At 73.8% G+C, this 21,643-nt stretch carries 16 protein-coding genes and 1 pseudogene; 13 read left to right on the top strand and 4 right to left on the bottom strand.

Going from position 1 to position 21,643, the window contains the following annotated elements; all coding sequences use genetic code 11:
• The 5 genes and pseudogenes from IE239_RS42485 to IE239_RS30030 form a co-directional block, all read left to right on the top strand.
• A pseudogene (locus IE239_RS42485) lies at positions 1-119 on the top strand (LacI family transcriptional regulator); the annotation flags it as partial.
• 316 nt (positions 120-435) lie between these two features.
• Positions 436-1,680 (top strand): sugar ABC transporter substrate-binding protein, encoded by a 1,245-nt coding sequence (locus tag IE239_RS30045; RefSeq protein WP_190152569.1) that lies wholly within the window; start codon positions 436-438, stop codon positions 1,678-1,680.
• Between the two features lie 21 nt (positions 1,681-1,701).
• Complete coding sequence (locus tag IE239_RS30040; RefSeq protein WP_190152568.1) at positions 1,702-2,685, top strand: carbohydrate ABC transporter permease; 984 nt, start codon at positions 1,702-1,704, stop codon at positions 2,683-2,685.
• The gene (locus IE239_RS30035; protein WP_190152567.1) at positions 2,682-3,524 is read left to right on the top strand and encodes a carbohydrate ABC transporter permease; all 843 of its coding nucleotides are present in this window, start codon (positions 2,682-2,684) and stop codon (positions 3,522-3,524) included. Before IE239_RS30040 ends, IE239_RS30035 begins: the two co-directional genes overlap by 4 nt.
• 106 nt (positions 3,525-3,630) lie before the next feature.
• Complete coding sequence (locus IE239_RS30030; protein WP_190152566.1) at positions 3,631-5,373, top strand: amylo-alpha-1,6-glucosidase; 1,743 nt, start codon at positions 3,631-3,633, stop codon at positions 5,371-5,373.
• A gap of 267 nt (positions 5,374-5,640) precedes the next feature.
• Here the strand turns inward: IE239_RS30030 and IE239_RS30025 are convergent, their stop codons facing one another.
• Positions 5,641-6,318 (bottom strand): uracil-DNA glycosylase, encoded by a 678-nt coding sequence (locus IE239_RS30025; protein ID WP_190152565.1) that lies wholly within the window; start codon positions 6,316-6,318, stop codon positions 5,641-5,643.
• 311 nt (positions 6,319-6,629) lie between these two features.
• Between IE239_RS30025 and IE239_RS30020 the strand changes: the two genes are divergently transcribed.
• Both IE239_RS30020 and IE239_RS30015 read left to right on the top strand, forming a co-directional pair.
• On the top strand, positions 6,630-7,607 hold the full coding sequence (locus IE239_RS30020; protein ID WP_190152576.1) for an N-acetylglucosamine kinase: 978 nt from the start codon (positions 6,630-6,632) through the stop codon (positions 7,605-7,607).
• Positions 7,608-7,795: 188 nt separating this feature from the next.
• Positions 7,796-8,719: a sirohydrochlorin chelatase gene (locus IE239_RS30015; RefSeq protein WP_190152564.1), complete on the top strand. Its 924-nt coding sequence runs from the start codon at positions 7,796-7,798 to the stop codon at positions 8,717-8,719.
• Positions 8,720-8,858: 139 nt separating this feature from the next.
• Here the strand turns inward: IE239_RS30015 and IE239_RS30010 are convergent, their stop codons facing one another.
• Together IE239_RS30010 and IE239_RS30005 are read right to left on the bottom strand one after the other, a co-directional pair.
• Positions 8,859-9,914 carry a lactonase family protein gene (locus tag IE239_RS30010; protein ID WP_373308167.1) on the bottom strand — a complete coding sequence of 352 codons (1,056 nt, stop codon included), beginning with the start codon at positions 9,912-9,914 and terminating at the stop codon, positions 8,859-8,861.
• 149 nt (positions 9,915-10,063) lie between these two features.
• Complete coding sequence (locus IE239_RS30005; RefSeq protein ID WP_190152562.1) at positions 10,064-11,575, bottom strand: FUSC family protein; 1,512 nt, start codon at positions 11,573-11,575, stop codon at positions 10,064-10,066.
• A 361-nt stretch (positions 11,576-11,936) separates the two neighbouring features.
• Here IE239_RS30005 and IE239_RS30000 point away from each other — a divergent pair, with 361 nt between their 5' ends.
• Positions 11,937-12,494 carry an Lrp/AsnC family transcriptional regulator gene (locus IE239_RS30000; protein ID WP_229878395.1) on the top strand — a complete coding sequence of 186 codons (558 nt, stop codon included), beginning with the start codon at positions 11,937-11,939 and terminating at the stop codon, positions 12,492-12,494.
• 14 nt (positions 12,495-12,508) lie between these two features.
• Here the strand turns inward: IE239_RS30000 and IE239_RS29995 are convergent, their stop codons facing one another.
• The gene (locus IE239_RS29995; protein ID WP_190152561.1) at positions 12,509-13,324 is read right to left on the bottom strand and encodes a LysR family substrate-binding domain-containing protein; all 816 of its coding nucleotides are present in this window, start codon (positions 13,322-13,324) and stop codon (positions 12,509-12,511) included.
• 58 nt (positions 13,325-13,382) lie between these two features.
• Between IE239_RS29995 and IE239_RS29990 the strand changes: the two genes are divergently transcribed.
• The 5 genes from IE239_RS29990 (at position 13,383) to IE239_RS29970 (ending at position 21,640) form a co-directional block, all read left to right on the top strand.
• Positions 13,383-13,769, top strand: a complete 387-nt coding sequence (locus IE239_RS29990; RefSeq protein ID WP_190152560.1) for a DUF5997 family protein — start codon at positions 13,383-13,385, stop codon at positions 13,767-13,769.
• Between the two features lie 183 nt (positions 13,770-13,952).
• Positions 13,953-14,342, top strand: a complete 390-nt coding sequence (locus IE239_RS29985) for a cold-shock protein (protein ID WP_190152559.1) — start codon at positions 13,953-13,955, stop codon at positions 14,340-14,342.
• A gap of 217 nt (positions 14,343-14,559) precedes the next feature.
• Positions 14,560-15,414 carry a DUF4132 domain-containing protein gene (locus tag IE239_RS29980; RefSeq protein WP_190152558.1) on the top strand — a complete coding sequence of 285 codons (855 nt, stop codon included), beginning with the start codon at positions 14,560-14,562 and terminating at the stop codon, positions 15,412-15,414.
• The gene (locus IE239_RS29975) at positions 15,411-20,420 is read left to right on the top strand and encodes a hypothetical protein (RefSeq protein ID WP_190152557.1); all 5,010 of its coding nucleotides are present in this window, start codon (positions 15,411-15,413) and stop codon (positions 20,418-20,420) included. The genes IE239_RS29980 and IE239_RS29975 overlap by 4 nt, the downstream gene beginning before the upstream one ends.
• Positions 20,421-20,455: 35 nt before the next feature.
• On the top strand, positions 20,456-21,640 hold the full coding sequence (locus tag IE239_RS29970; RefSeq protein WP_190152556.1) for an ATP-binding protein: 1,185 nt from the start codon (positions 20,456-20,458) through the stop codon (positions 21,638-21,640).
• Positions 21,641-21,643: the final 3 nt, after the last annotated feature.

Raw genomic sequence — 21,643 nt, 5'->3', positions numbered from 1 at the left:
TCGACCTCCTCGTCGAGCGGCTCGAGCACCCCGACGCCCCGCCCCGGCACCACCTCCTCACCCCACCCGTCTCCCTGCGCGCCAGCACCGGCCCCGCGCACGGGACGTCCGCCGCTTGACGATCAGGGCTCCGGTGTCCGTCCGCGCTCCTGACCCGGAGCACACCTGAGCCAGAGCGCGAGCGGCAACGAACGAACACCGCCGTTCCTCACCCCCTTCTCCCTCCCCTCCTCCCCTCCACCGGCTCCTCCCTCCTCTCCCGTCCTGTCCCGTCCTCTCCCGCTCTCTCCGCTCCTCCCCCTCTTCTCCCCGCTGCGGCCGCGTGCACCGTCCACCCGCCGCCGTTCGGCCTGCCCGCACACCTCCCCGACCCCGCTCAACCGCACCCGCACCCGCACCGACGAACTCCAGAACCCAAGAACTGAGGAATCCGCCATGCACAGATCCTCCCGGCGCCGCCTCGTCGCCGCGATCGCCCTGTCGACCGTCACCGCGGTCGCCGGCACCGCCTGCTCCTCCGGTTCGGGCACCACCGACACCAAGGGCGCCGGCGGCGGGGCCTACACGATCTGGGACCCGTATCCCCAGTTCGACAAGACCTCGGCCTGGGCGAAACTGCTGGACGAATGCGGCTCGAAGGCGGGGGTGAAGATCAAGCGGACCGCGTTCGACACCAGCGACCTGACGAACAAGACGCTGCTGGCGGCGCAGCAGGACAACGCGCCGGACGTGCTCATCGTCGACAACCCGGTGGTGTCCACCCTCGCCGAGGCGGGCGTGCTCACCACGACCGACGACAACAAGCTGGACACCTCCGAGGTGGATCCCAATCTGCTCGCCGCCGGCCAGTCGGGCGGGAAGACGTACGGCACGCCGATCGGCGCCAACACCCTCGCCCTCTACTACAACAAGGCCGTGCTGAAGGCCGCAGGCGTCGACGTCGCGTCCGTCAAGGACTGGCAGTCGCTGACGTCGGCACTGGAGAAGGTCAAGAGCGCCGGCAAGAAAGGCATCACCTTCTCCGCGATCGGCACCGAGGAAGGCAGCTTCCAGTTCCTGCCCTGGTTCTGGGGATCGGGCGCGAAGCTCACCGAACTCGACTCCGCCCAGGGCGAGTCGGCGCTGGCTCTGTGGACCGACTGGTTGAAGAAGGGGTACGCCCCCAACTCGGTCATCAACAACACCCAGACCACCAGCTGGCAGGAGTTCGCGAGCGGCGACTACGCCTTCGCCGAGAACGGCACCTGGCAGCTCGCGAACGCCGACAAAGCCGGCTTCGACTACGGGGTCCTGCCCATCCCGGCCTCTGCCGGAGGCAACGCGTCGGCCCCCACCGGCGGTGAGTTCGTCACCCTTCCCGTCCAGGGCGACCCCGGCCGCTACACCACCTCGCAGAAGCTGGTGACCTGTCTGACCAGCACCGAGAACCTCAACGCCACCGACACGGCCCTCTCCTACGTGGCCCCCACCGCCGACGTGCAGAACAAGCAGGTCGCGGCGAAGGCCGGGCTGAAGCCCTGGGTCGACGCCGTCAAGGCCGCCAAGGGCCGGACCAGCGAAGACCTCGGCACCAAGTACCCCAAGATCTCCGAGCAGATGTGGAAGGCCGTCCAGTCCGCCCTCAGCGGCGTCGAGTCACCCAAGGACGCGTTGGCCAAGGCCCAGTCCGCCGCCCAGTAGCGAGAGATGCGCGATCCGCAGATGAACCACACGAAGCAGCGGCCGGACGGTCGGTCCGCGTCCGCCGGGGGCGGGGCGGCCACCGCCGCCCCGCCCCCGGCTCCCGCGCGAGCACGCCGCCGTCCGGCCTCCCGGCAGTGGGCGGCCTGGGCGTTCCTCGCCCCGGTCACCCTCTATCTCGTCGTCTTCTACGCCTATCCCCTCTACCGCAACGTCGATCTCAGCCTGCGCCACTACACCGTCCGCTCCTTCGTCCAGGGCAACGCGCCCTTCACGGGCCTGAAGAACTACGAAACCGTCTTCGACGACCCGACGTTCGGGCCTGCCCTGATGCACACCGTGGTGTTCACCACCGTCTGCCTCTTCTTCCAGTACGCCATCGGCCTGGCCCTCGCGGTCTTCTTCCACCAGAACTTCCGCCTCTCCGCCACCCTGCGCGCCCTCTTCCTGGTGCCCTGGCTGCTGCCGCTCATCGTGTCGGCCTCCACCTGGTCGTGGATGCTCAACAGCGACTCCGGCATCGTCAACTCCGTCCTGCACACGGTGGGCATCGGGCCGGTGAACTGGCTCACCTCGCCCGACTGGTCGCTGACCTCGGTGATCATCGCCAACATCTGGATCGGCGTCCCGTTCAACCTGGTCGTCCTGTACAGCGGCCTGCAGTCCATCCCCGGCAGCCTGTACGAGGCGGCCGCCCTCGACGGCGCCGGCGCGTGGCGGCGCTTCTGGAGCGTCACCTTCCCGCTCCTGCGCCCGGTGTCCGCGATCACCCTGCTGCTGGGCCTGGTCTACACGCTCAAGGTCTTCGACATCATCTGGATCATGACCAAGGGCGGTCCGGCGGGCTCCTCCACCACCTTCGCCACCTGGTCCTACCAGCTCGGCTTCGGCAACCTGCTGCCGGCCTTCGGCCCCGGCGCGGCCGTCGGCAACCTGCTCGTCGTCGCCGCCCTGGCCTTCGGCCTGGTGTACCTGCGGGTCCAGCGAAAGCAGGCACTGTCATGACGACTCCACCCCTGATCCCGAGCCGTCGTCGCGGCACCTGGGGAAAATCGACCGCGGGCGTCGTGCTGACGGCGGTCATGCTGTTCCCGGTCTACTGGATGATCAACGTGTCGTTCACCCGTGACCAGGACATGCGCAAGAGCCCACCCGGGCTGTTCCCCCTGCACGGCACCCTGACCGGCTACCGCACCGTCCTCGACGAGCAGTTGCCCTACCTCGGAACGAGTCTCGTCGTCGCCCTGGGCACCGTCGTGCTGACCGTCGCGCTGTCCGCACCCGCGGGATACGCCCTGGCCCAGCTCCGTCCGCGCGGCGGCGGCGTCCTCGGCTTCGTCCTGCTGGCCGCCCAGATGATCCCCGGCATCATCATGGCGATGGGCTTCTACGCGGTCTACCTCAGCCTCGGCCTGCTCCAGTCCGTGCCCGGTCTGATCGTCGCCGACTCCACCCTCGCCGTCCCCTTCGCCGTGCTGATCTTCACCGCGTTCATGTCCGGCATACCCGGCGAACTGCTCCAGGCCGCGACGATGGACGGCGCCGGAACCTGGCGGACCTTCCGGTCGATCGTGCTGCCGATGAGCCGCAACGCCGTCGTGACGGTGTCCCTGTTCGCGTTCCTGTGGTCGTGGTCCGACTTCGTCTTCGCCGGCACCCTGGTCAACGGCGGCGCCCACCAGCCGATCACCCTCGGCATCTACCACTACATCGGCAACAACAACCAGGAGTGGAACGCCATCATGGCCACCGCCGTCGTGGCCTCGCTGCCCGCCGCGGTGATCCTCGTCCTCGCCCAGCGCTACATCGCCGCCGGCGTGTCCGCCGGAGCCGTCAAGGACTGAACCGGAGCACCCGCAGCCGGCCGCGCTCCCCACGACCCGCCGAGCGAGCACCCGCGCCCACCGGCAGACCGCCGGCCACCCCGCCCGAGAAATGAGTACCGTCTCCATGACCGCCGCCCCGCCTGGCACGGCCTTCTCCGTCCACGACATACCTTTCAGCACGTACGGATCCTGGTTCGGCATCTCTCCCGTACTGGCGGAGAAGACGCGAGCCGAGGACCTCCACCTCGTCTCGCACCAGAACGGCATGCACGCCGTCCTGCGCCTCGTCCCCCTCGACGCGGCGACGGGCGAGCGGGCGGAGACCGTCGTGCGGGCGACGCCTGCCCTGCTCAGCTGGACCGCCGCGGACTGCCGCGTCGGCCTCGCCTACGAGTCGCCGGACACCGTGCGCGTGCACGGCACGGGGCTGGGCCTGCGCGTCACCGCGGCCGCGAAGTCCCTGACGCCCTTCAGCGGCACCTACTTCTACCGGGACCCGGTGGACGGCGCCCACACGTTCAGCTCCTACGAGACCGGCCGCCGCTACCGGATCACCGTGCTGGCCGGCACGGTCGCCGAGGTCTGCGGTGACCAGACGCTGGGCGCCGGCGACCGCGGTCTCACGGTCACCGCCGAGGCCGGCGAGTCCTGGGAAGTCGCGATCGAGGAACTCGACAGCGCCCGACCGCCTTACCACACGTCGGCCTCGTTCGGCGAGGTGACGGAGGCCGCGCGGAGCTCGTTCGCCGAGTTCGTCGGCGCGGTCGCCCCGTGGCGCTCGTCCGGGACTCCGGCAGCCGAACTCGCCGCTTACGTGGTGTGGTCCGCCACCGTGCTCCCGGCGGGCCTGGTCACCCGGCCCGCGGTGCTGATGTCCAAACACTGGATGGACAAGGTCTGGAGCTGGGACCACTGCTTCAACGCCCTCGCCCTGGCCCCCGGATCACCGGGCCTCGCGTGGGACCAGTTCTCCCTGCCCTTCGACCATCAGGACGAGGCGGGTGCGTTGCCCGACTCCGTCACCCACTCCGAGGTCCTGTACAACTTCGTCAAGCCGCCCGTCCACGGCTGGGCGCTGCGTCACCTGCGCGATCGGCTGCCCCGCCCCCTGGCCCGGACCGAACTGGCCGAGACATACCGCCGGTTGGCGCGCTGGACGGACTTCTGGCTCACCGCCCGGCGCGCGCCCGACTCCGTCCTGCCCCACTACCAGCACGGAAACGACAGCGGCTGGGACAACGCCACCACCTTCGACCCGGCCCGCGTGGCCGTCACCGCCGACCTCGCCGCCGTGCTGATCCTCCAGCTCGACGAACTGGCCCGGCTGGCCGCCGAACTGGGGTTCCCGGACGAAGCGGTGCGCCGTACCGGGACGGCCGACGCGCTGCAGGCCGCGCTGCTGGACGAGCTGTGGGACGGCGAGCGGTTTCTGAGCCGACCGGCGCAGGGCGGATCCCCCACCCGCAGCGCGAGCCTGCTCGACCTGATGCCGATCGTGCTCGGCGACCGGCTGCCCCCCGAGGTCCGCGACCGGCTGGCCGAGCGGATCGAGACCCACCTCACCGCGTTCGGCCTGGCGACCGAACACCCCGGCTCCCCTCACTACGAGCCCGACGGCTACTGGCGCGGCCCGATCTGGGCGCCCGCCACCGTCCTCGTCGAGGACGGCCTGCGCCGCGCCGGTCACGCACGCCTCGCGGACGAGATCAGCACCCGCTTCCGGGCCCTGTGCGAGACCTCCGGATTCGCCGAGAACTTCGACGCCCTGACCGGCCTAGGACTGCGGGACCGCGCCTACACCTGGACCGCCAGCAGCTACCTGCTGCTGGCCCGCGACCACCACCGTCGCGCCGACGCCGCGTCGTGACGCCGCCGTCGCCCGAACGTCCGCGGCCGACGGCGCCCGGAGGACCGGCCTGACGCGCCGCCTCGAACGGCGCACGACAGGGCGCCGTCCCGCCGGCACGGTCCGGCGGGACGGCGCCCTTGGCGTCGCGATGGGGCCGGTCCGAAAGCCGGGCGACGTCGCGCAGCCGCGCAGCCGGATCCGCACCCGGCACGCCCCGCGGACGGTGTGGACCCCGCAGACGGAGACCCCCTTCCCGCCACAGCTCGGACGCGGCGGGGCCGTGGCCTACGGCAGGCGCCAGTCCACCGGCGTGGCCCCCTGCCCGAGCAGCAGGTCGTTCGCCCGGCTGAACGGGCGTGAGCCGAAGAAGCCCCGGTCGGCCGACATCGGGGAGGGGTGCGCGGACTCGATCGCCGGAAGCTCCCCCAGCAACGGCCGCAGATTGCGCGCGTCACGCCCCCACAGGATCGACACCAGCGGCTTGCCACGCCCGGCCAACGCCCTGATCGCCTGCTCCGTGACCTCTTCCCAGCCCTTGCCGCGGTGTGCCCCCGGGCTGCGCGGCGCGGTGGTGAGCGCCCTGTTGAGCAACAGCACTCCCTGCTGCGTCCACGGTGTCAGATCCCCGTTCGAGGGCCTGGGCAGTCCGAGGTCGGAGTGCATCTCCCGGAAGATGTTCTCCAGGCTGCCCGGCAGGGAACGCACCTCCGGCGAGACCGCGAAGCTCAACCCGATCGCCATCCCCGGCGTGGGGTAGGGATCCTGGCCGACGATCAGGACGCGGACGTCGTCGAAGGGCTGCTGGAAGGCCCGTAGGACGTTCGCCCCGGACGGAAGATAGGTCCGCCCGGCCGCTATCTCGGCGCGGAGGAAGTCCCCCATGGCCGCGATGCGTTCGGCCGCAGGTTCCAGAGCCTTCGCCCAGCCTGCTTCGACAAGTTCGTGCAAGGGTCGTGGTGCCACGGCGCGTCACTCTACTGGCACACACCGACTCCCCGCATACGCGGGAAACCTTCCCGCGAGGCCCGCCTCCCGGACGCTGTTCTCGCTCGCGTCGAGCGCTCCGGGCCGGTCGGGCGGATCGCGCGGCAGGCCACCGGGAAGGAAGGAAGGGCAGAATTGTTCCGTCCAGCGTTCGAGCCACTACGCCATGGTCGCTCCTCCTCGGCCACCGGCCGCTGCCCGGCCGCCGACGCCCTGCCGGTCCGGCGGGGCGGCCGACCGGCGGACCGGTGCCTGCCGTGGCCGCCGGCACCGGTCCGGGCGTGACCGGCATGACCGACGTGACCGGCACCGGCGTCCTCGCCGTCGACTCGGGCGGTTCCGGGCTGCGGGTCGCTCTGGGGACCACGGGGCGGGGCGCTCTGGGACAGCGCTCGTCGCCGGAGCCCGTGCGCACGGGAGCGCGGGGCATCGACCCTGACGATCTGCTGGCGCGACTGGCTCCCCTGGCGAGGGCGTTGGCGGCCGAGACCGGCGCTCCGCCGCCGACCACCGCCGTCGTGGGCGCGGCCGGGCTCGCCACGCTGGGCGAGGCGCTGCGCGCCGGGCTTCCGGCCGCTCTGGCCCGGGAGTTCGGGGTCCGTACGACCGCTCTCGCCGCCGACGCCGTCACCGCCTATGTCGGTGCGCTCGGTGCGCGGCCCGGCGCCGTGGTGGCCGCGGGCACCGGCCTGATCGCGATCGGCACCGACCTGACGGCGTGGCAGCGAGCGGACGGCTGGGGGCATCTGCTGGGCGACTGCGGGAGCGGGGCTTGGATCGGACGCGCCGGTCTGGAGGCCGCGCTGCGCGCGTACGACGGGCGCCCCGGTGGCTCGCCGGCGCTGCAGGCGCGCGCACAGGAGCGCTTCGGCCCGCTCCCTGGGCTGCCGGGTCTGCTCTACCCGCGTTCCGACCGGGCGGCCGTCCTCGCCTCGTTCGCGCCGTGCGTGGCCTCCTGCGCCGAGAGCGACCCGGTCGCCGCGGACCTCCTGCGCGCGGCGGCCCGGCACATGGCCGAGTCGGCCGCCGCGGTGTGCCCGCCCGGCGGAGAGCCCCTGATCGCCCTCACCGGGGGCCTGTTCGACATCGGCGCTCCTCTGCTCGTCCCTGTGGAGGAGGAGCTGGCGAGAGCGCTGCCGCACGCCCGGCGGGCCCCGGCCGAGGGTGACCCGCTGGACGGCGCCCTGCGCATCGCCGTGGCGCTGGCGACGGACACGTTCGCCTGGCCGTACGAGGACTCGCTGCTCTCGATCGCGCATCACCCGTAATGCGTCAGGCGCAGGGAACGTACGTCGCCCCACAAAAGGGGGATTACTCCCTCCGGGGGCAAGTCGTCCGGAAAACACGCTGATCACTTCTGATCCGTACGTAACTCATCAGACAAAAGAGGACGGATACCGCTCACGTGCACCCTCCCCGAACAGGGGAGCCCAAGAAGCCAGTAACATGCCTCGCCATGAGCTCCCCCACTGGGCCCGCGTCCGGCCTGCCAGTACGAATGCCGCGACCTCGCCAGCCCGGGCGGCACCGCCGACCCGAGCCGCTGGCGGCTCCCGAGGGCGCGCCGGCGCTCGTCCTCGCGGTACCGGGCAAGCCGGGCACCACCACCCGCGGCCTCGCCGAGGAGATCGTGAGCATCGCCCGCTCCGAGCTCCCCGGCCTGGACGCGCGCATCGGCTACCTCGACGGGGACGACGCCGATTTCCCCACCCTGCAGTCGGTGCTGGTGCAGGCCGCGGACGAGCGCACTGCACGCTTCGAGCAGGCCCGCGCCGCCGGTCTGGACGTCAAGGAGCCCGACGGCCCGGTCGCCGTGGTGGTGCCGTTGCTGGCCGGTCCCGACAGCGCGCTGCTGCGCCAGGTCCGCCAGGCCGTCATGGAGAGCCGTATCGCGGCCGAGCTGACCGACGTGCTCGGCCCGCACCCGCTGCTCGCGGAGGCGCTGCACGTGCGGCTGTCCGAGGCGGGTCTGGCCCGCGCGGACCGCGCCCGGCTGTTCACCGTGGCGACGGCCGCCGACGGCATCATCCTGGCCTCCGTGGGCGGCGACGAGGCCGTGCAGGCCGCCGGGATCACCGGCATGCTGCTGGCCGCGCGCCTCGCCGTGCCGGTCATGGCCGCGGCCCTCGATCAGGAGGGTTCCATCGCCTCCGTCGCGGAACAGCTGCGTTCCTCCGGGTCTCAGCAGCTGGCGCTGGCGCCTTACCTGATCGGCCCGGAGATCGACGCCACGCTGATCGAGGAGGCCGCCAGGGAAGCCGGCTGCCCCGCCGCCGAGGCGCTCGGCCCGTACCCGGCCATCGGCAAGCTCGCGCTGGGCAAGTACACGACCGCCCTCGGCATCGCGCCGCCGCAGCCGCAGGGCGCGCCGGTCCGTTGAGACAGCCGTCGGGACGCCGTCGGACGTGCGGGGCCCGCTCCGGGTGGAGCGGGCCCCGCACGTCTGTGGCTCGGCCGTGTCCCTCGGCTGCGGCTCGCGGGGGCGGTGTCCGGGGCCGTCGGCAGCGGCGGCCGGCGGCTCAGCCGAGGACGACGCAGGACGCCGCGGGGACCACGAGGGAACCGCCGCGCCGGGGCAGGCCGGACGACGGGTCCAGGGCGAACCAGGTGACGTCGCCGGAGCGCTCGTTGGCGACATAGAGGAAGCCGCCGGACTCGGCGACGGCCCGGGGCCAGTGCCCGCCGCAGGGCACCGTGCCGACCAGCCGCAGCGCCTCGCCGTCGCCTTCCGCGGCGAACACCGAGAGCACGTCCTCGCCGCGGGTCGCCGTCCACACGAACCGGCCGTCCGGCGAGACGACGAGGCCCGAGGGGTAGGCGTCCCCGGCCGGCGCGCCGGGCAGCACGGCGGCCTCGGCCAGCGGCTTCAGGGAGCCGTCCGCGGCGTCCCAGCGGCACACGGTGACGCTCGGGGTGAGTTCGTTGACGACGTAGGCGTACCGGCCCTCGGGATGGAAGGCCAGATGGCGCGGGCCGGAGCCGGGCCGCAGCGCGTGCTCCCGGTGCAGGACGGGACTCCCGTCGCGCAGGGCGCACACCCGCACGGAGTCCGTGCCGAGGTCCACGCTGACCGCCCAGCGACCGCTCGGGTCGGGCTGCACCTGGTGGGCGTGCGGCCCCTGCTGGCGTCGCGTGTGCGGGCCGGACCCGGTGTGCCGCAGGACCCCGGAGGCGACGCGGGCAAGGGCGCCGTCCGCACGGACCGGGACGGCGGTGACGCTGCCCGAGCCGTAGTTGGCGGTGAGGACGTGGCCGTCGAACACGCTGAGGTGAGTGGGGCCGCTGCCGTTCACCGGCACCGGCGGACCCGCGGGCTCCGGCACGTCGCCGGTCACCCGGTAGGCGGCCACCGCGCCGTCCGCGGTCTCGCTGACCGCGTACAGCGTCTCCCCGGTGGCGGACAGCGCCAGATAGGAAGGGTCGGGGACGCCGTTCACCCTGCTCAGGACGGTCAGCGCCCCACTGGCCGGATCCACGGCGGCCGCCACGATCCCGGGCCCTCCGGCCGCCGTGAACGAGCCGATGAACGCGCGCCGCCGTCGCCTTCCGCCGAGGTCTGCCACCGCTGTCCCCATCCTGGTCGTCCGGGTCGCCGCTGCCGTTGCTGACACTGCTCGGGGTGACGGTAGCAGTCGACCACCAGCGGTCTAGACCAGGCGCGCTCGCCCGCCCGCCCGTCTGCGTGCCGGGTGCTCAGGCCCCGACGGGCAGGCCGTCCGGGCACTCAGGCCCCGACGGACACGCGAGGGGAGCCGCGAAGGGGCCCGGCGAGTTCGAGGAGCGCCTGTTCCAGGGCGTGCAGATGAGCCAGCACCGGCTCGGCGGGCGCACTGTGCGACGCGGCTGCCGTCCGCTCGGGGCGGCGTCCGCCGGCGGCCGAGGGGGCGGTGAGTGCCTCGACCGCGGCCTCCACCCGCCAGCAGGCGGCGACGAGCCGCGCGTCGTGCGAGGCTTCCGGGTCCGCCGCTACCTCGGCGAGCCCGCGCACCTCACGGGCGCAGTCGTCGAGCAGCGCCAGCACCTGCCGGGCCCGCTCCTTGCGCGCCCGCAGCGGGCTGAGCGGATGCACGAGCGGGGCCAGCGACAGGCGGACCCGGGCGAGGACCTGCTCCAGCTCGGCCGCCCGCAGAGCCGGGTCCGCCGTCGGGGATCCGGCCAGCCGGGCTGCCGCCTCGGCGGTGCAGACGTGCACGCAGCGCAGCGCGCGCTCCACCCAGGCGTCCGTCACGGAGTGCGTGGTGACCGGGAGGACGAGCAGCACCCCCAGCACGGCGCCCAGTGCTCCCACGGCCGTCTCCGCCGCCCGCAGGGCGAGCAGAGCGGCGTCGAGCAGGCCGAGCAGACCGTACAGCGCACTGGCCATGACGGTGACGGCGAGCATCATCCAGGTGTAGGAGACGGCGGCCGTGTAGAAGATCCCGAAGACGGCGACCGCGACGACCACGGCGGACGCCACCGGATCCCCGTGCAGGGGAACGGCCACGACGAGCCCCAGGACGATCCCGAGGACGGTTCCGAGGAACCGCCTGAAGCCACGGACCAGGGTCTCGCCGCGCGAGGCGGTGTTCACGAACACCCACCACGTGGCGCCCACGGCCCAGTACCAGCGCTGGTCGGAGAGCGCCTGTCCGACGACGAGGGCGATCCCCGCGCCCACGGTGGCCTGCACGGCCTGCCGGGTCGTGACGCGCGCCAGCCCGGCGCCGCCGGCCGGCGCGACGAGGGCGGCGGGCGCCGGCGAGCGGCGCTCGTAGCACCACGCCCCGAACCGCACCGCCGACGACGCGGCCAACGAGAGCGCCACGGCCGCGTAGAGCTCCGGCAGCCGGGCGGGCCCGGTGTGCAGTACCTGTGCGGCGAAGAAGGTCATGAAGGCGAACACCCCGAGCGAGTGTCCGCGCGGACCCCACCGGCGCGCGTAGCCTCCCGCACCGACCACGGCGAGGAAGACGAGGTCGCGGGCGACGGGGACGTCGTGCAGGAAGGCCGCGAGAGTGAGCACCGGCAGCCCGACGACGGGCAGGAGCGCGGTCGTCACGGCCTGCCCGCGCACCGTCGCGTCGGTCACGGTGAACAGCGCGAGCAGCGCCGCCAGACCACCTGTGACGGCCGCCGTCAGGGTGTGCCCGGCCGCTCCGCACAGCGCGACGGCCGACCCGATGCCGAGCACGGCCCGGGTGGCGAACCGCAGTCGCATCCGCCCCGGATCCGGTGCCACGAAGGCCCTCTTCAGCAAGCTGCCCCGTCCTTTCCCCGCCCTGATGCGCCACCGCGCCGACGCGCCCTGTGACACGACCCGCGCAACGGCATGAGAAAGGCGCCGCGGAGTCCGCAGCGCCATCGACCCGGCCATCTGAGCATCCGATGGGAGACTGGTTCAACCGAGGTCGGCGGAGATGGGCCAATGGCACAGCCCGGGCTCCCCCGGCGCGGCCGTCGGCCGGCCAACGGCCCACCGGATCCCGGTGGGTCCGGGTGCGGTTCCCGATCGGCTCGGCCGGCTCCGCCCGGTCGCGCTCCGCCCGGTCGCGCTCCGCCGGGCCGTTGGTACTGTCGCGCTGATCACGCGCGAGCCGGCGAAGGGAGAGGGCGACGACATGGCGGTGGACGAGCTGGACACCCGCATCCTGCGCCTGCTGCTCGAGCAGCCGCGCACCAGCGTGCGCGAGTACGCCCGTCTCCTCGGCATCGCGCGCGGCACCGTGCAGGCCCGCCTCGACCGGCTGGAGCGCGACGGCGTGATCACCGGCACGGGTCCGTCGCTCTCCCCTGCCGCACTGGGCCACCCGGTGCTCGCGTTCGTGCACGTCGAGGTCACCCAGGGACACCTCGACGACGTGGGCGATGCGCTGGCCTGCGTGCCGGAGATCGTCGAGGCGTTCTCCGTCACCGGCGGCGGCGATCTCGTCACCCGGGTCGTGGCGCGCGACAACGAGCATCTGGAGGATGTGATCCAGAAGCTCATCAGCATGCCCGGCGTGGTCCGCACCCGGACCGAGGTGGCGCTGCGCGAACGCGTGCCGCACCGGCTGCTGCCCCTGGTGGAGTCGATCGGGCGGGCGGCCGCGAAGCAGCGTCCTCCGTCGCAGGCCCCGCTCCGGCCGCCGCCGTCGACGCCACCGCGTCCCCCGCCCCCCTCCGACGGCGGCCGGTGAGGGACTACGAGCGGCTACGAGCGGCGGCGGGGCTTCCCGCCGCCGGTACCGCGCCGGCTCCCGCCGCCCTTCGCTCCCCCGGCGCCCTTCGCTCCGCCGCTGTTCTTGGCTCCGCCGCTGCGGCCGCGGGCCCCGGCGGCCGTGCTCCTGCGCGGGGCGCCGCCCGGCTGCGGCTTGCGGCGCTCGTCCTTCTTCTGCTCCGCCGCGGGGGTCTCCTGGGCACGGCCCCGCGTGCTGTTGACCGTGCGGCCCCGGACGATGCCGATGAAGTCCTCGACCAGGTCGGTGGTCGCGTCCTGCGGCCAGGACAGGGCGACCTCCGACTGCGGGGCGTCGACGAGCGTGCGATAGGTCAGGTCGCGGCGGTGGTGCAGACGCGCCAGGGACTGCGGCACGACCAGGACGCCGATGTTCGCCGCGACCAGCTCGATCGCGTCCTCCGTGGTCGCGGGGCGCTCGAAGGCGGGCTCGCCGGGCGGCCGCTCCCAGCCGATGACGTCGTCGAGGGGGTGCAGGACCACTTCGTCGGCGAGGTCGTCGAGGGTGATCTCCTCGGCCGCGGTGATCACATGGTCCCTGGGCACCACGACGACCGTCGTCTCGGTGTACAGGGGGATGGCGCTGAACACCGCGCGATCGACGGGGAGGCGCACGAAGGCCGCGTCGGCGGCGCCCTCACGCAGAAGGCCGTCGGCGTCGGCGGGAGACGACTGCAGGAGCACCAGGCGCGTGTCGGGCAGGCGCTCCGCCCAGATCCGCGCCCATTTGGCGGGCGTCACTCCGGGGACGTACGCGAGCCGGAACGAGGGAGAGTCCGCGGAGTCGGTCATCCCGCCAGGCTACCGGCTGTGGTCGGGGCTCTCGGCCGCGGCCGATACCCTGGACCGCATGACGTCGCAAGCGAACACCCAGACGATGAAGGCCGCCACCGCGGCGAAGAAGCTGGGTGTGCACCTCCCCGCCACGCCCGCCGAGTTCCAGGAGGGCGTCGTCACGCGCGCCGAGCTGAACCAGCTCCAGGCGAACCCGCCCGAGTGGCTGGTCACGCTGCGCGAGAGGGGACCGCACCCCCGTCCGGTGGTCGCGGCCAGGCTGGGCGTCTCCATCGCGGGCCTGGCCCGCGCGGGGGTGACCGAGGCGCTGACCACCGAGGAGATCGAGGCGATCAAGGACGCCGGGCCGGAGTGGCTGGCGAAGGAGCGCGCCACGCAGGCGGAGGTCCGCAAGGAGACGGTGCGGATCAAGAAGCGCAACGCGGAGCGCGCGCAGTCCTGACCGGTCGGCGGGCCCGGCACGCTGCGGGATCCCCCGCCGATCTCCCGCGGATTACCCGCCGGAGTTGCCCATCTCCGGTATCGCGCTCGGCGAACATCCCGGCGGTCGCACGGCGGCCCTCGTTTTGACTACGATCGGGGCAGGTTCACCGACGTGGGTGTTTCGAGGTTGCTGGGGGTTGGGATGGTTGCTGGTCGTGTGGTGCGCTTCGACAGTCAGCGTGGTTACGGGTTCATCGCGCCCGACGACGGCGGGGAGGACGTCTTCCTGCACGTGAACGACATGATGATGCCCGAGTCCCAGGTCCGCCGGGGCATCGTGGTGGAGTTCGAGATCGAGGAGGGCGAACGCGGTCCGAAGGCGTCCGGGGTGCGGCTCGCTCGTGGCGCGGACGGCAAGCCCCTCGCCGCCGACGACGACGTCCTGTGCGACGTGCTCAGCACGGACGAGTTCACCCGGGACGTGACCGAGGCGCTGCTGACCGCGGTTCCCTCGCTCACCGGCGAGCAGATCCTCCAGGTGCGCGCCGGGCTCGCGCAGTTCGCGAAGAACCACGGCTGGGTCGAAGGCTGAGCGAACCGCCTCGGTCCGTGACCGGAAACGCTCCCGTCACGGACCCCGGCCGCCCGGCCCGATGATGCCGGCCCATCTGCGGTGACCTGCTGATTTCCTCGTTCCGACCGGCAGGCCACCGCTGCCGCGTCGCCTCCCGCACCCGCCACAGGGCCCGATGTCAGTGGCCTGATCTACAGTTCCCGACACTTGATCACAGCGGGTGCGGGAGGCACGCATGGGGTGGGTGTCGGCAGGCGACTACGAAGTCGCCCTGGATGACGGCAAGGTGATATGCCGCAACGCGGCCGGGCGGCGGTTGAAGTCCGTGCCGCCCAAGATCGCCGACGAGCCGGCGGTGGTGGGGCTGCGTCAGCTCGTCGAGTGGCTGCAACGGCACGAACAGCGGTGCCTGGCCGACGTCGAGCGGTGGATGGTGCGCTCGCTGCCCGTGCCGTTCGCCGTCGTCGCCCGCGTGTGGCCCGACCCCGCCTGGCAGGCCGCCCTGCGCGACCTCGTGGTCACCGGGGACGACGGCGAGGTGGCGGGTTTCCTGCGGGACGCCGACCCCGAGCGGGGCCTCGGCCTGGTCGACCTCGACGGCGACACCGTCCGCATCGCCCCGGACCTCGTGCGGCTTCCGCACCCCGTGCTCCTGGACGACCTGGAGGAGCTGCGGGAGTTCGCCGTGGAGCTCGGCGTCGAGCAGCGGGCCCAGCAGCTCTTCCGCGAGGTGTGGCGACGGCCCGCCTCGCTCGACGCGGAGGGCACGTCCGTCGAGGAGTACGCGGGCGGCGCCTTCAAGGAGCAGCGCTTCCTGCACGGCCGGGTCACCCAGCTCGGATACCGGGTGCGTGGCGGCAACGCCGTGACATCGGTCCTGGAGGACGGCCGCACCGTCGAAGCCCGTGTGTGGGTGGGCGACTACGAGGGCTACCAGGAGGCCGAGACCGGGCCGCTGACGTTCACCGACGCCGCGGGCAGGGCGCTGAAGCTCGGCCAGGTCGGACCGGTGGCCTGGTCGGAGGGCATGCGCATGGCGGCGTCGCTGTACGCCGGGCGCGACATCGAGGACGAGGAGCGGGCCGCATGAACGCCTACGACGAGAACACCGCGGCCGCCCTGCTCGATGCGGGCGCCGTCCTGCCCCCGGGCAGCACATCCCGCGAGGACGCCGACACGCTCACCGTCCGCACCTACGGTCACCCCGCGCTGGACGGCCGCAGGATCGTACGTCTCGTGCCGGGCACCCTCGGCGAGGCCGAGGACCTCGCCCTGGACTTCCTCGGACTGACCCGCGAGGCGCAGACGCCCGAGGTCGGTCAGGTGCGCCGGGAGACGCTCGGCTTCCCCGCCTGGGCGCTGGTCAACGATCCGGCGAACGGCCACCACGCTCTGGCCCTGGTCAAGGACGTCGAGCGACTCGCCCGGCAGGCCAAGTCCCGCCCGGGCAACGCCAAGGACGGCTTCGAGGAGCTCGGCGCCCGGCTCGGCCGGGCCGTGCCGCACTTCCTGCCCACCTACTACGAGCACGCGGCCCGCGTCTTCCTCCAGCACGAGAACACGACGTACGCCTCCGCCTTCTTCGGCAAGGCCCGTGAGGCCGAGCGGGTGCACGCGCTGACGGTCGACGAGGAGCGGCAGCGTGCCGTGTTCCTGGAGTTCGCCTTCGCCGGCGCGCTGACGGTCAAGGCGCTCAAGGAGCACGTCAGGGCCCTCGCGGCCCGGCTCGACCCGGCCACCGCCTGGGCGCAGTTCCGGCAGCTGACCGTGGAGCGCTGCGCGGCCGGCATGCCGCCCTACGCGTCGCTGCCGCAGGACGCGCGCGGGCTGATCAAGGCGGCGGGTCTGGACCGGGTCGCCGAGGAGTGCGCCCTGGTCGCCGACCTGCTCGCCTCGCCCGCCGCCGTCCGCGCCCCCGCGTCCTTCTGGAACGCCTACCGGTCCACGCTCGCCGTTCTCGCCGGGCAGCGGCCCCAGACGCGGACACGGCTGCTGGAGATCATGCCGGCCGGTCTGGGCCGTTCCGTCGAGGAGGACGAGTTCTGGCTCGCGCTGCTCGCGGAGTGCGGCGCGGACCTGCTCCTCACCGGTGAGACGGCATCCGACGTGGACGCGGCGGAGTGGCTCGGCCGCTGGGCGCTGCACCGCAAGCACGGCGGCACCGCCAGCGGTCGCTCCCCGGCCACTCTCGCCCTCGTGGAACGCATGGCGCCCCGGCTGCGCGAGCTGGGCCGTCCCGTCGACCTGTGCTCGGGGCGCTGGCACTCCGGCGCCGACCTGGACCTGCTCGACCTGTGTGCGGCGCAGGGCGTGCCGCTGGCCCTGCCGGGCGCCGGCCAGGCCGTGCATCTCTTCCTGGACCGCTGGCTGCTCGAGCCTCGCGGCGGCCGGCGCGACCTGACGGCGACCGCGGCCGACCCGCGCCTGCGTCGCCTGCTGTACGCCGGCGTCGGCGCCGTCAGCGGCTCCCGTCCCGGTGCCGAGGTGCTGGAGGAGCTGGCCGCCCACCCCGTGCTCGGCGACGTCCTGCGGGAGTGGCTGGACGACGCGGCCGGAGACCTGTCCTCGGCGGTCGGGCTGCCCGCCGCGCGGGCGGCCATGGACCGGCTGCGTCCCTTCCGCACGGTGGCCGCCCGGGTCAGCCCGGCGGCCGTGGCGCGGGTCGCCGCGCGCGAGGTCGCGCCGCTGCTCGGGCACACGCTGCGCGCGGGCGTCCTGGACGAACTGGGCTGGCCCGCGCTGGACGAGGCCCTGCGCCGGATCGACACCGAGACCAAGCCCGGCCGTGATCACGACAACCCGATGACCGTCCAGGAGGCGTGGCCCGCACTGATCGTCTCGCGCGAGCACAAGGTGTTCGTCGTCGGCCCGCAGGAGATCCTGCTGGAGCACGACCTGCGGCTGCCCGTGCCCCCGAACCGCTGGCAGCGTCCGTCGTTCCGCTACACGGACGGCGAACTGCTGGTGATGTGGCGGCAGGACGGGAAACAGTTCGGTTACTGGTCCGCCCGCCCGGCCGACGTGTTCCCGCTCGGCGGCGAGCAGATCCCCGCCTACTGGTACGGCGGCAGCGAGGCCGGCGTCCCTTCGGTCCCGCTGCCCGGCGGCGGGCGCGCGGGCGGGGGCCGCGCCCTGCACGCGGGCGACACCGTCCTGCCCGCCGGCCGACGCGTCCTCGGCGACGGCACCTCGTACTGGCGGCAGGGCCGGCAGGGCCGGCAGCAGGTATGGCTCGAGTACGACCCGGCCACCGGCACGCACGGGCGTGCCTCGCTGCCCGCGTTCCTGCAGTCCGGCATCCGCGAGGACGCGACGCTGCTGCAGGAGAGCTGTGAGCTGCTGCCGCTCCAGCCGGGCCTGGAGCAGACCCCGTTCGGCACGGACGGCACGGTTCTGGGTCGCTGGGTCCGCACGGAGGGCGAGGGCGCCGAGGCCCGTACGGTCGCCGGCACGCCGGACGGCCGGACCGTCACCCTGCCCTGGGCGGGCGGCCGGGCGCCGGGTGTCCTGCTCGGCGCGCTGCGGCTGCCCGGCGGGGCCGAACCCGTCGCCGTCCGCATGCACCGCCAGATCGCCCTGTACTCGGGCGACGACACCTCCGCCACCGGCGAACTCGGCCGGCTGACGCCGATGGAGCGCGGCGGCGAGTTCGCCGCGGGCACCCGGTTCGTCCCCCCGGTCGAGTACTGGCACGCGCTGCGCCCGCGCGACGAGCAGGCGTCGGCCGCGCTGCGTGCGCTGACCGACGAGCGGGCGGGCGAGATCGTGCGGGCCGCGGCGCAGGCGCTGGCCGAACGGCAGGCCGCCCTGGCCGCTGCCGGGGTGGTCGACGGGACCTCGGAGAGCCGGTCCGTCGTCCCCACGGCGGACGAGGTCGTGCAGGAGATCGTGTCCCGTTCCCTGCCCGCGCTCGGCGACCGCAGACTGGTCACGGGGGTCGGCGCGCTGGTGCGCGCGGTGCTGCGGCTCGCGGAGTCGACCGCCGCGTTCGTGGCTCCCCCGGTCGCACGGCCCAAGGCGGAGAGCAGCCGGGTCAACGGCATGTTCGCGGACCTGAAGCCCGAGCACGGCGACGACCAGACCCTGCGCGAGGCCGTCACCGGCATCACCCCGATGCACGGATGGTGGGGCAGCGAGACGTGCTGGGCCACGTTGCGGCAGATCCGCGCGGTGAACCATGTGCTGTCCGGGAAGCCGGCCGACGGCAGGCCCCTGCCCGAGGCCTCCCGTCCGGCCGGCGTCCCCGACGGCTGGCGCAGCGACGAGTTCACCGTTCCCGGCAGCGGGCCGGTGTGGACGCCCGTGCTGGACGTGCTGCGCCCGCTCGCGTACCGGGCCGCCTGCCCGACGACGACCGTGGAGCACCGTGAGGCGCTGCTCCTGCTGCTGGAGGCGGTCGCCGACGGACCGCTGGCCACGCGCTCGGGCGTTCTGCGGGAGGTCGTGCTGAGCGAGCCGCACGAGCGGCAGGAACGGGTCGGTCAGGTGCTGCGCCGGGACGGCCGCACCGTCGTGGTCCTCGACTGCCAGAGCGTCGACCGGCAGACCGGGCGGGTGGACTGGCTCGCCCTCGACCACGATCCGGGCGGCCGGTTCGGCGCGATCGCCCACTTCACCCTGGTGCGGGAGAGCCCGCGCCCGGCGGTGTACCCGGCCGACGCGCTGGCCGCCGTCACCCGGCTCGTCCGGGACAAGGGCCCCGCTCCCTGGCAGCCGGAGGCTCCCGAGGCCCTCGCCGCCGTGACGCGCGGCGGGCTCGGGCCCGTCCAGGCGGCTCTGCTGCTCGCCGGGACCCCGCCGCAGCTCACCGACGAGGTGATCGCCGCCACCGGGCTGAAGCCCCGTCAGAAGAAGCTCGGCGACGCCCTGCTGGCGTCGCTGGGCGGAGACGACCGGGCGGCGCTCGTCGGCGCGCTGCTGCCCCACGCGCCCGGCGATCTGTGGACGGACGGGCCGGACACGCGGGCGGCGGGACAGGTGTGGGCCGAGCGGCTCGCCGACGTCGTCCGGCTGCCGGAGGAACTCGCCGGGGAGCTCACCCTCGACGGTCTGCCGACCGGTTCGGCGGAGGAGGTCCTCAACCCCCGGCTCACCCCCTGGATCCACCGCACCACCGTGCAGCGGCCGGACAAGGACGGCAACCTCGTCGCGGAGGACCCCGCGGCGCTGCCCGGCAGGTACGACCTGACGCGAGCCGTGGCCGCCCTGGCCGGGCTCGCCTACTCCCTGCCGTACGGGCACCCGCTGCGAACCGTCCTGCCGGAGAGCCTGGCCGCGCTGCGCCGCCGGGTCGCCGATCCGGGACTGCTGATCGATCTGGACCTCGCCTGGACGGACAAGGGCTCCTCGACCGCTGTCGAGCTGCGCAAGGCGTACGGGTTGCCCGCGACGGGGGGCGCCGACGCGCACGGTCTGACGGCCGCCGGCGAGGCGCTGGTGCTGCGGCCCTGGTACGGCGAGCAGGAGACCGTCCTGGTGCGGCCCGGCGCGCTCGCCGGCCCCGACGACCCCGTGTTCGCTCTGGTGGACGGGCTCGTGGGGTCCGGGCGGGGCCAGGGCATGCGCGCCCTGCGGACACTCCTGGGCCAGGATCTCGCCGACGCGGTCGCGGCGGGGACCGATCCGCAGGAGCCGTCGGGCCATGCGCAGGACCCGGCCTTCAGCGTGCCCGAGCTGGTCGACGAGGTCGCCTCGCGGCTCGGCCTCGGCGGGGACGCGGCGGTGCTCTACCTCCAGTTGCTCGCCCTTCCGGATCCCACGGACCGCAACTGCGTGCGCTGGACCGGCTGGCGGCCCGTCCGGGCGAAGAAGGCCCGAGCCGAACTCGCCGCGAGCGGCCTGGTGGTGGAGGCGAAGCGGGCGCGCGCAGGCCGCACCCTCTTCCTGCCCTGCGGCTGGCTCGACCTGAGGTCTCCGGCTCTGCCGGTGGAGGTCTGGAAGGAGGGCCTCTACCCGGTGCGCGCCCAGTACCGCGCCGTGCCCCCGGCGCCGGTGCCCGAGCTGTTCAGGCGCGCGTGGGCGCGCGTCCGCTCCGGTGACGCCCCCGCCTACGAGGAGCTCACCACCAGGGCCACGCGCAAGGGCCGCCGCCGATGACCACCGTCCCCTCTCAGCTGGAAGAACCCGCACCGATGACCGCCACTGCCCCGTCCCCCGCCCCCTCCACCGCGCCCGAGCGCCAGATCGTCCCGCCCGAGGACCGGTACGCAGCCGAACTGGCCTTCCTCGCCGCGTACGACGACGGGCCGCGACCGCCGGCCTGGCGGCTCACCCCGCGCGCCGTCGTGACGTTCGTGATGGGCAGCGACGGGCGGGCCCTGCGGTTGCCCGAGGGCGTCGAGGCGCCGGCCGGGGCGCCGCGCCGGCTGGTGGTCGAGGGCAAGTTCGTCGGCGACCGGGCGTTGGTGGAGCGGTGCGTGGTCACCCTCGCCGGAGAGCGCGGGCTGCTGCTCGTCGGCGAGCCCGGCACCGCCAAGTCGATGCTGTCCGAGCTGCTGTCCACCGCCGTGTGCGGCACCAGCGGCCTGGTCGTGCAGGGCACGGCCGGCACCACCGAGGACCAGCTCAAGTACGGCTGGAACTATGCCCTGTTGCTGGCGCAGGGGCCGAGCCCGCAGGCGTTGGTGCCCTCGCCGGTGCTGGCCGCCATGTCCCGGGGCGCCATCGCCCGGGTCGAGGAGGTCACGCGCTGTCTGCCCGAGGTGCAGGACTCGCTGGTGTCGCTGCTGTCGGAGCGGCGCATCGCGGTACCCGAACTCGCTGGCACTCCGGAGGCGTTGGCGCACGCGGCACCCGGCTTCAACCTGATCGCCACGGCCAACCTGCGCGACAGGGGCGTCTCGGAGATGTCCGCGGCCCTCAAGCGCCGCTTCAACTTCGAGACCGTGGGCCCGATCCCGGACCTCGACGCGGAGACCGCGCTGGTGCGCAGTCAGGCCCGCGCCTCGGTGGAACGGGCCGGGGCGCCCTTCCAGGTCGACGACGCCGTGCTGGAGGCTCTCGTGACCGCCTTCCGCGATCTGCGGGAGGGCCGCTCGGCGGAGGGCTGGGAGGTGGAGCGGCCGTCCACGGTGATGAGCACGGCCGAGGCCGTGTCCGTCGCGGGTGCGCTGGCGCTCGCGGCCGCCTACTTCCCCGGGGACCGTGACGTCCTGGGCCTGCTCCCCGGCCACCTGCTCGGCGTGGTCCGCAAGGACGATCCCGCGGACGCGGGCCGGCTGCGCGGATACTGGGACGGTCCCGTCCGCCGCCGCGCCGAACAGGGTTCCGCCACCTGGCGAACCCTGTGGGAGCTGCGCACGGTGCTGGAGGGCTGACGG

It is taken from the genome of Streptomyces humidus (genome assembly GCF_014649655.1).
Classification (GTDB): Bacteria; Actinomycetota; Actinomycetes; order Streptomycetales; family Streptomycetaceae; genus Streptomyces; species Streptomyces humidus.
The sequence above is the reverse complement of the archived record's forward strand: the minus strand, read 5'-3'. Positions and strand labels throughout refer to the sequence as shown.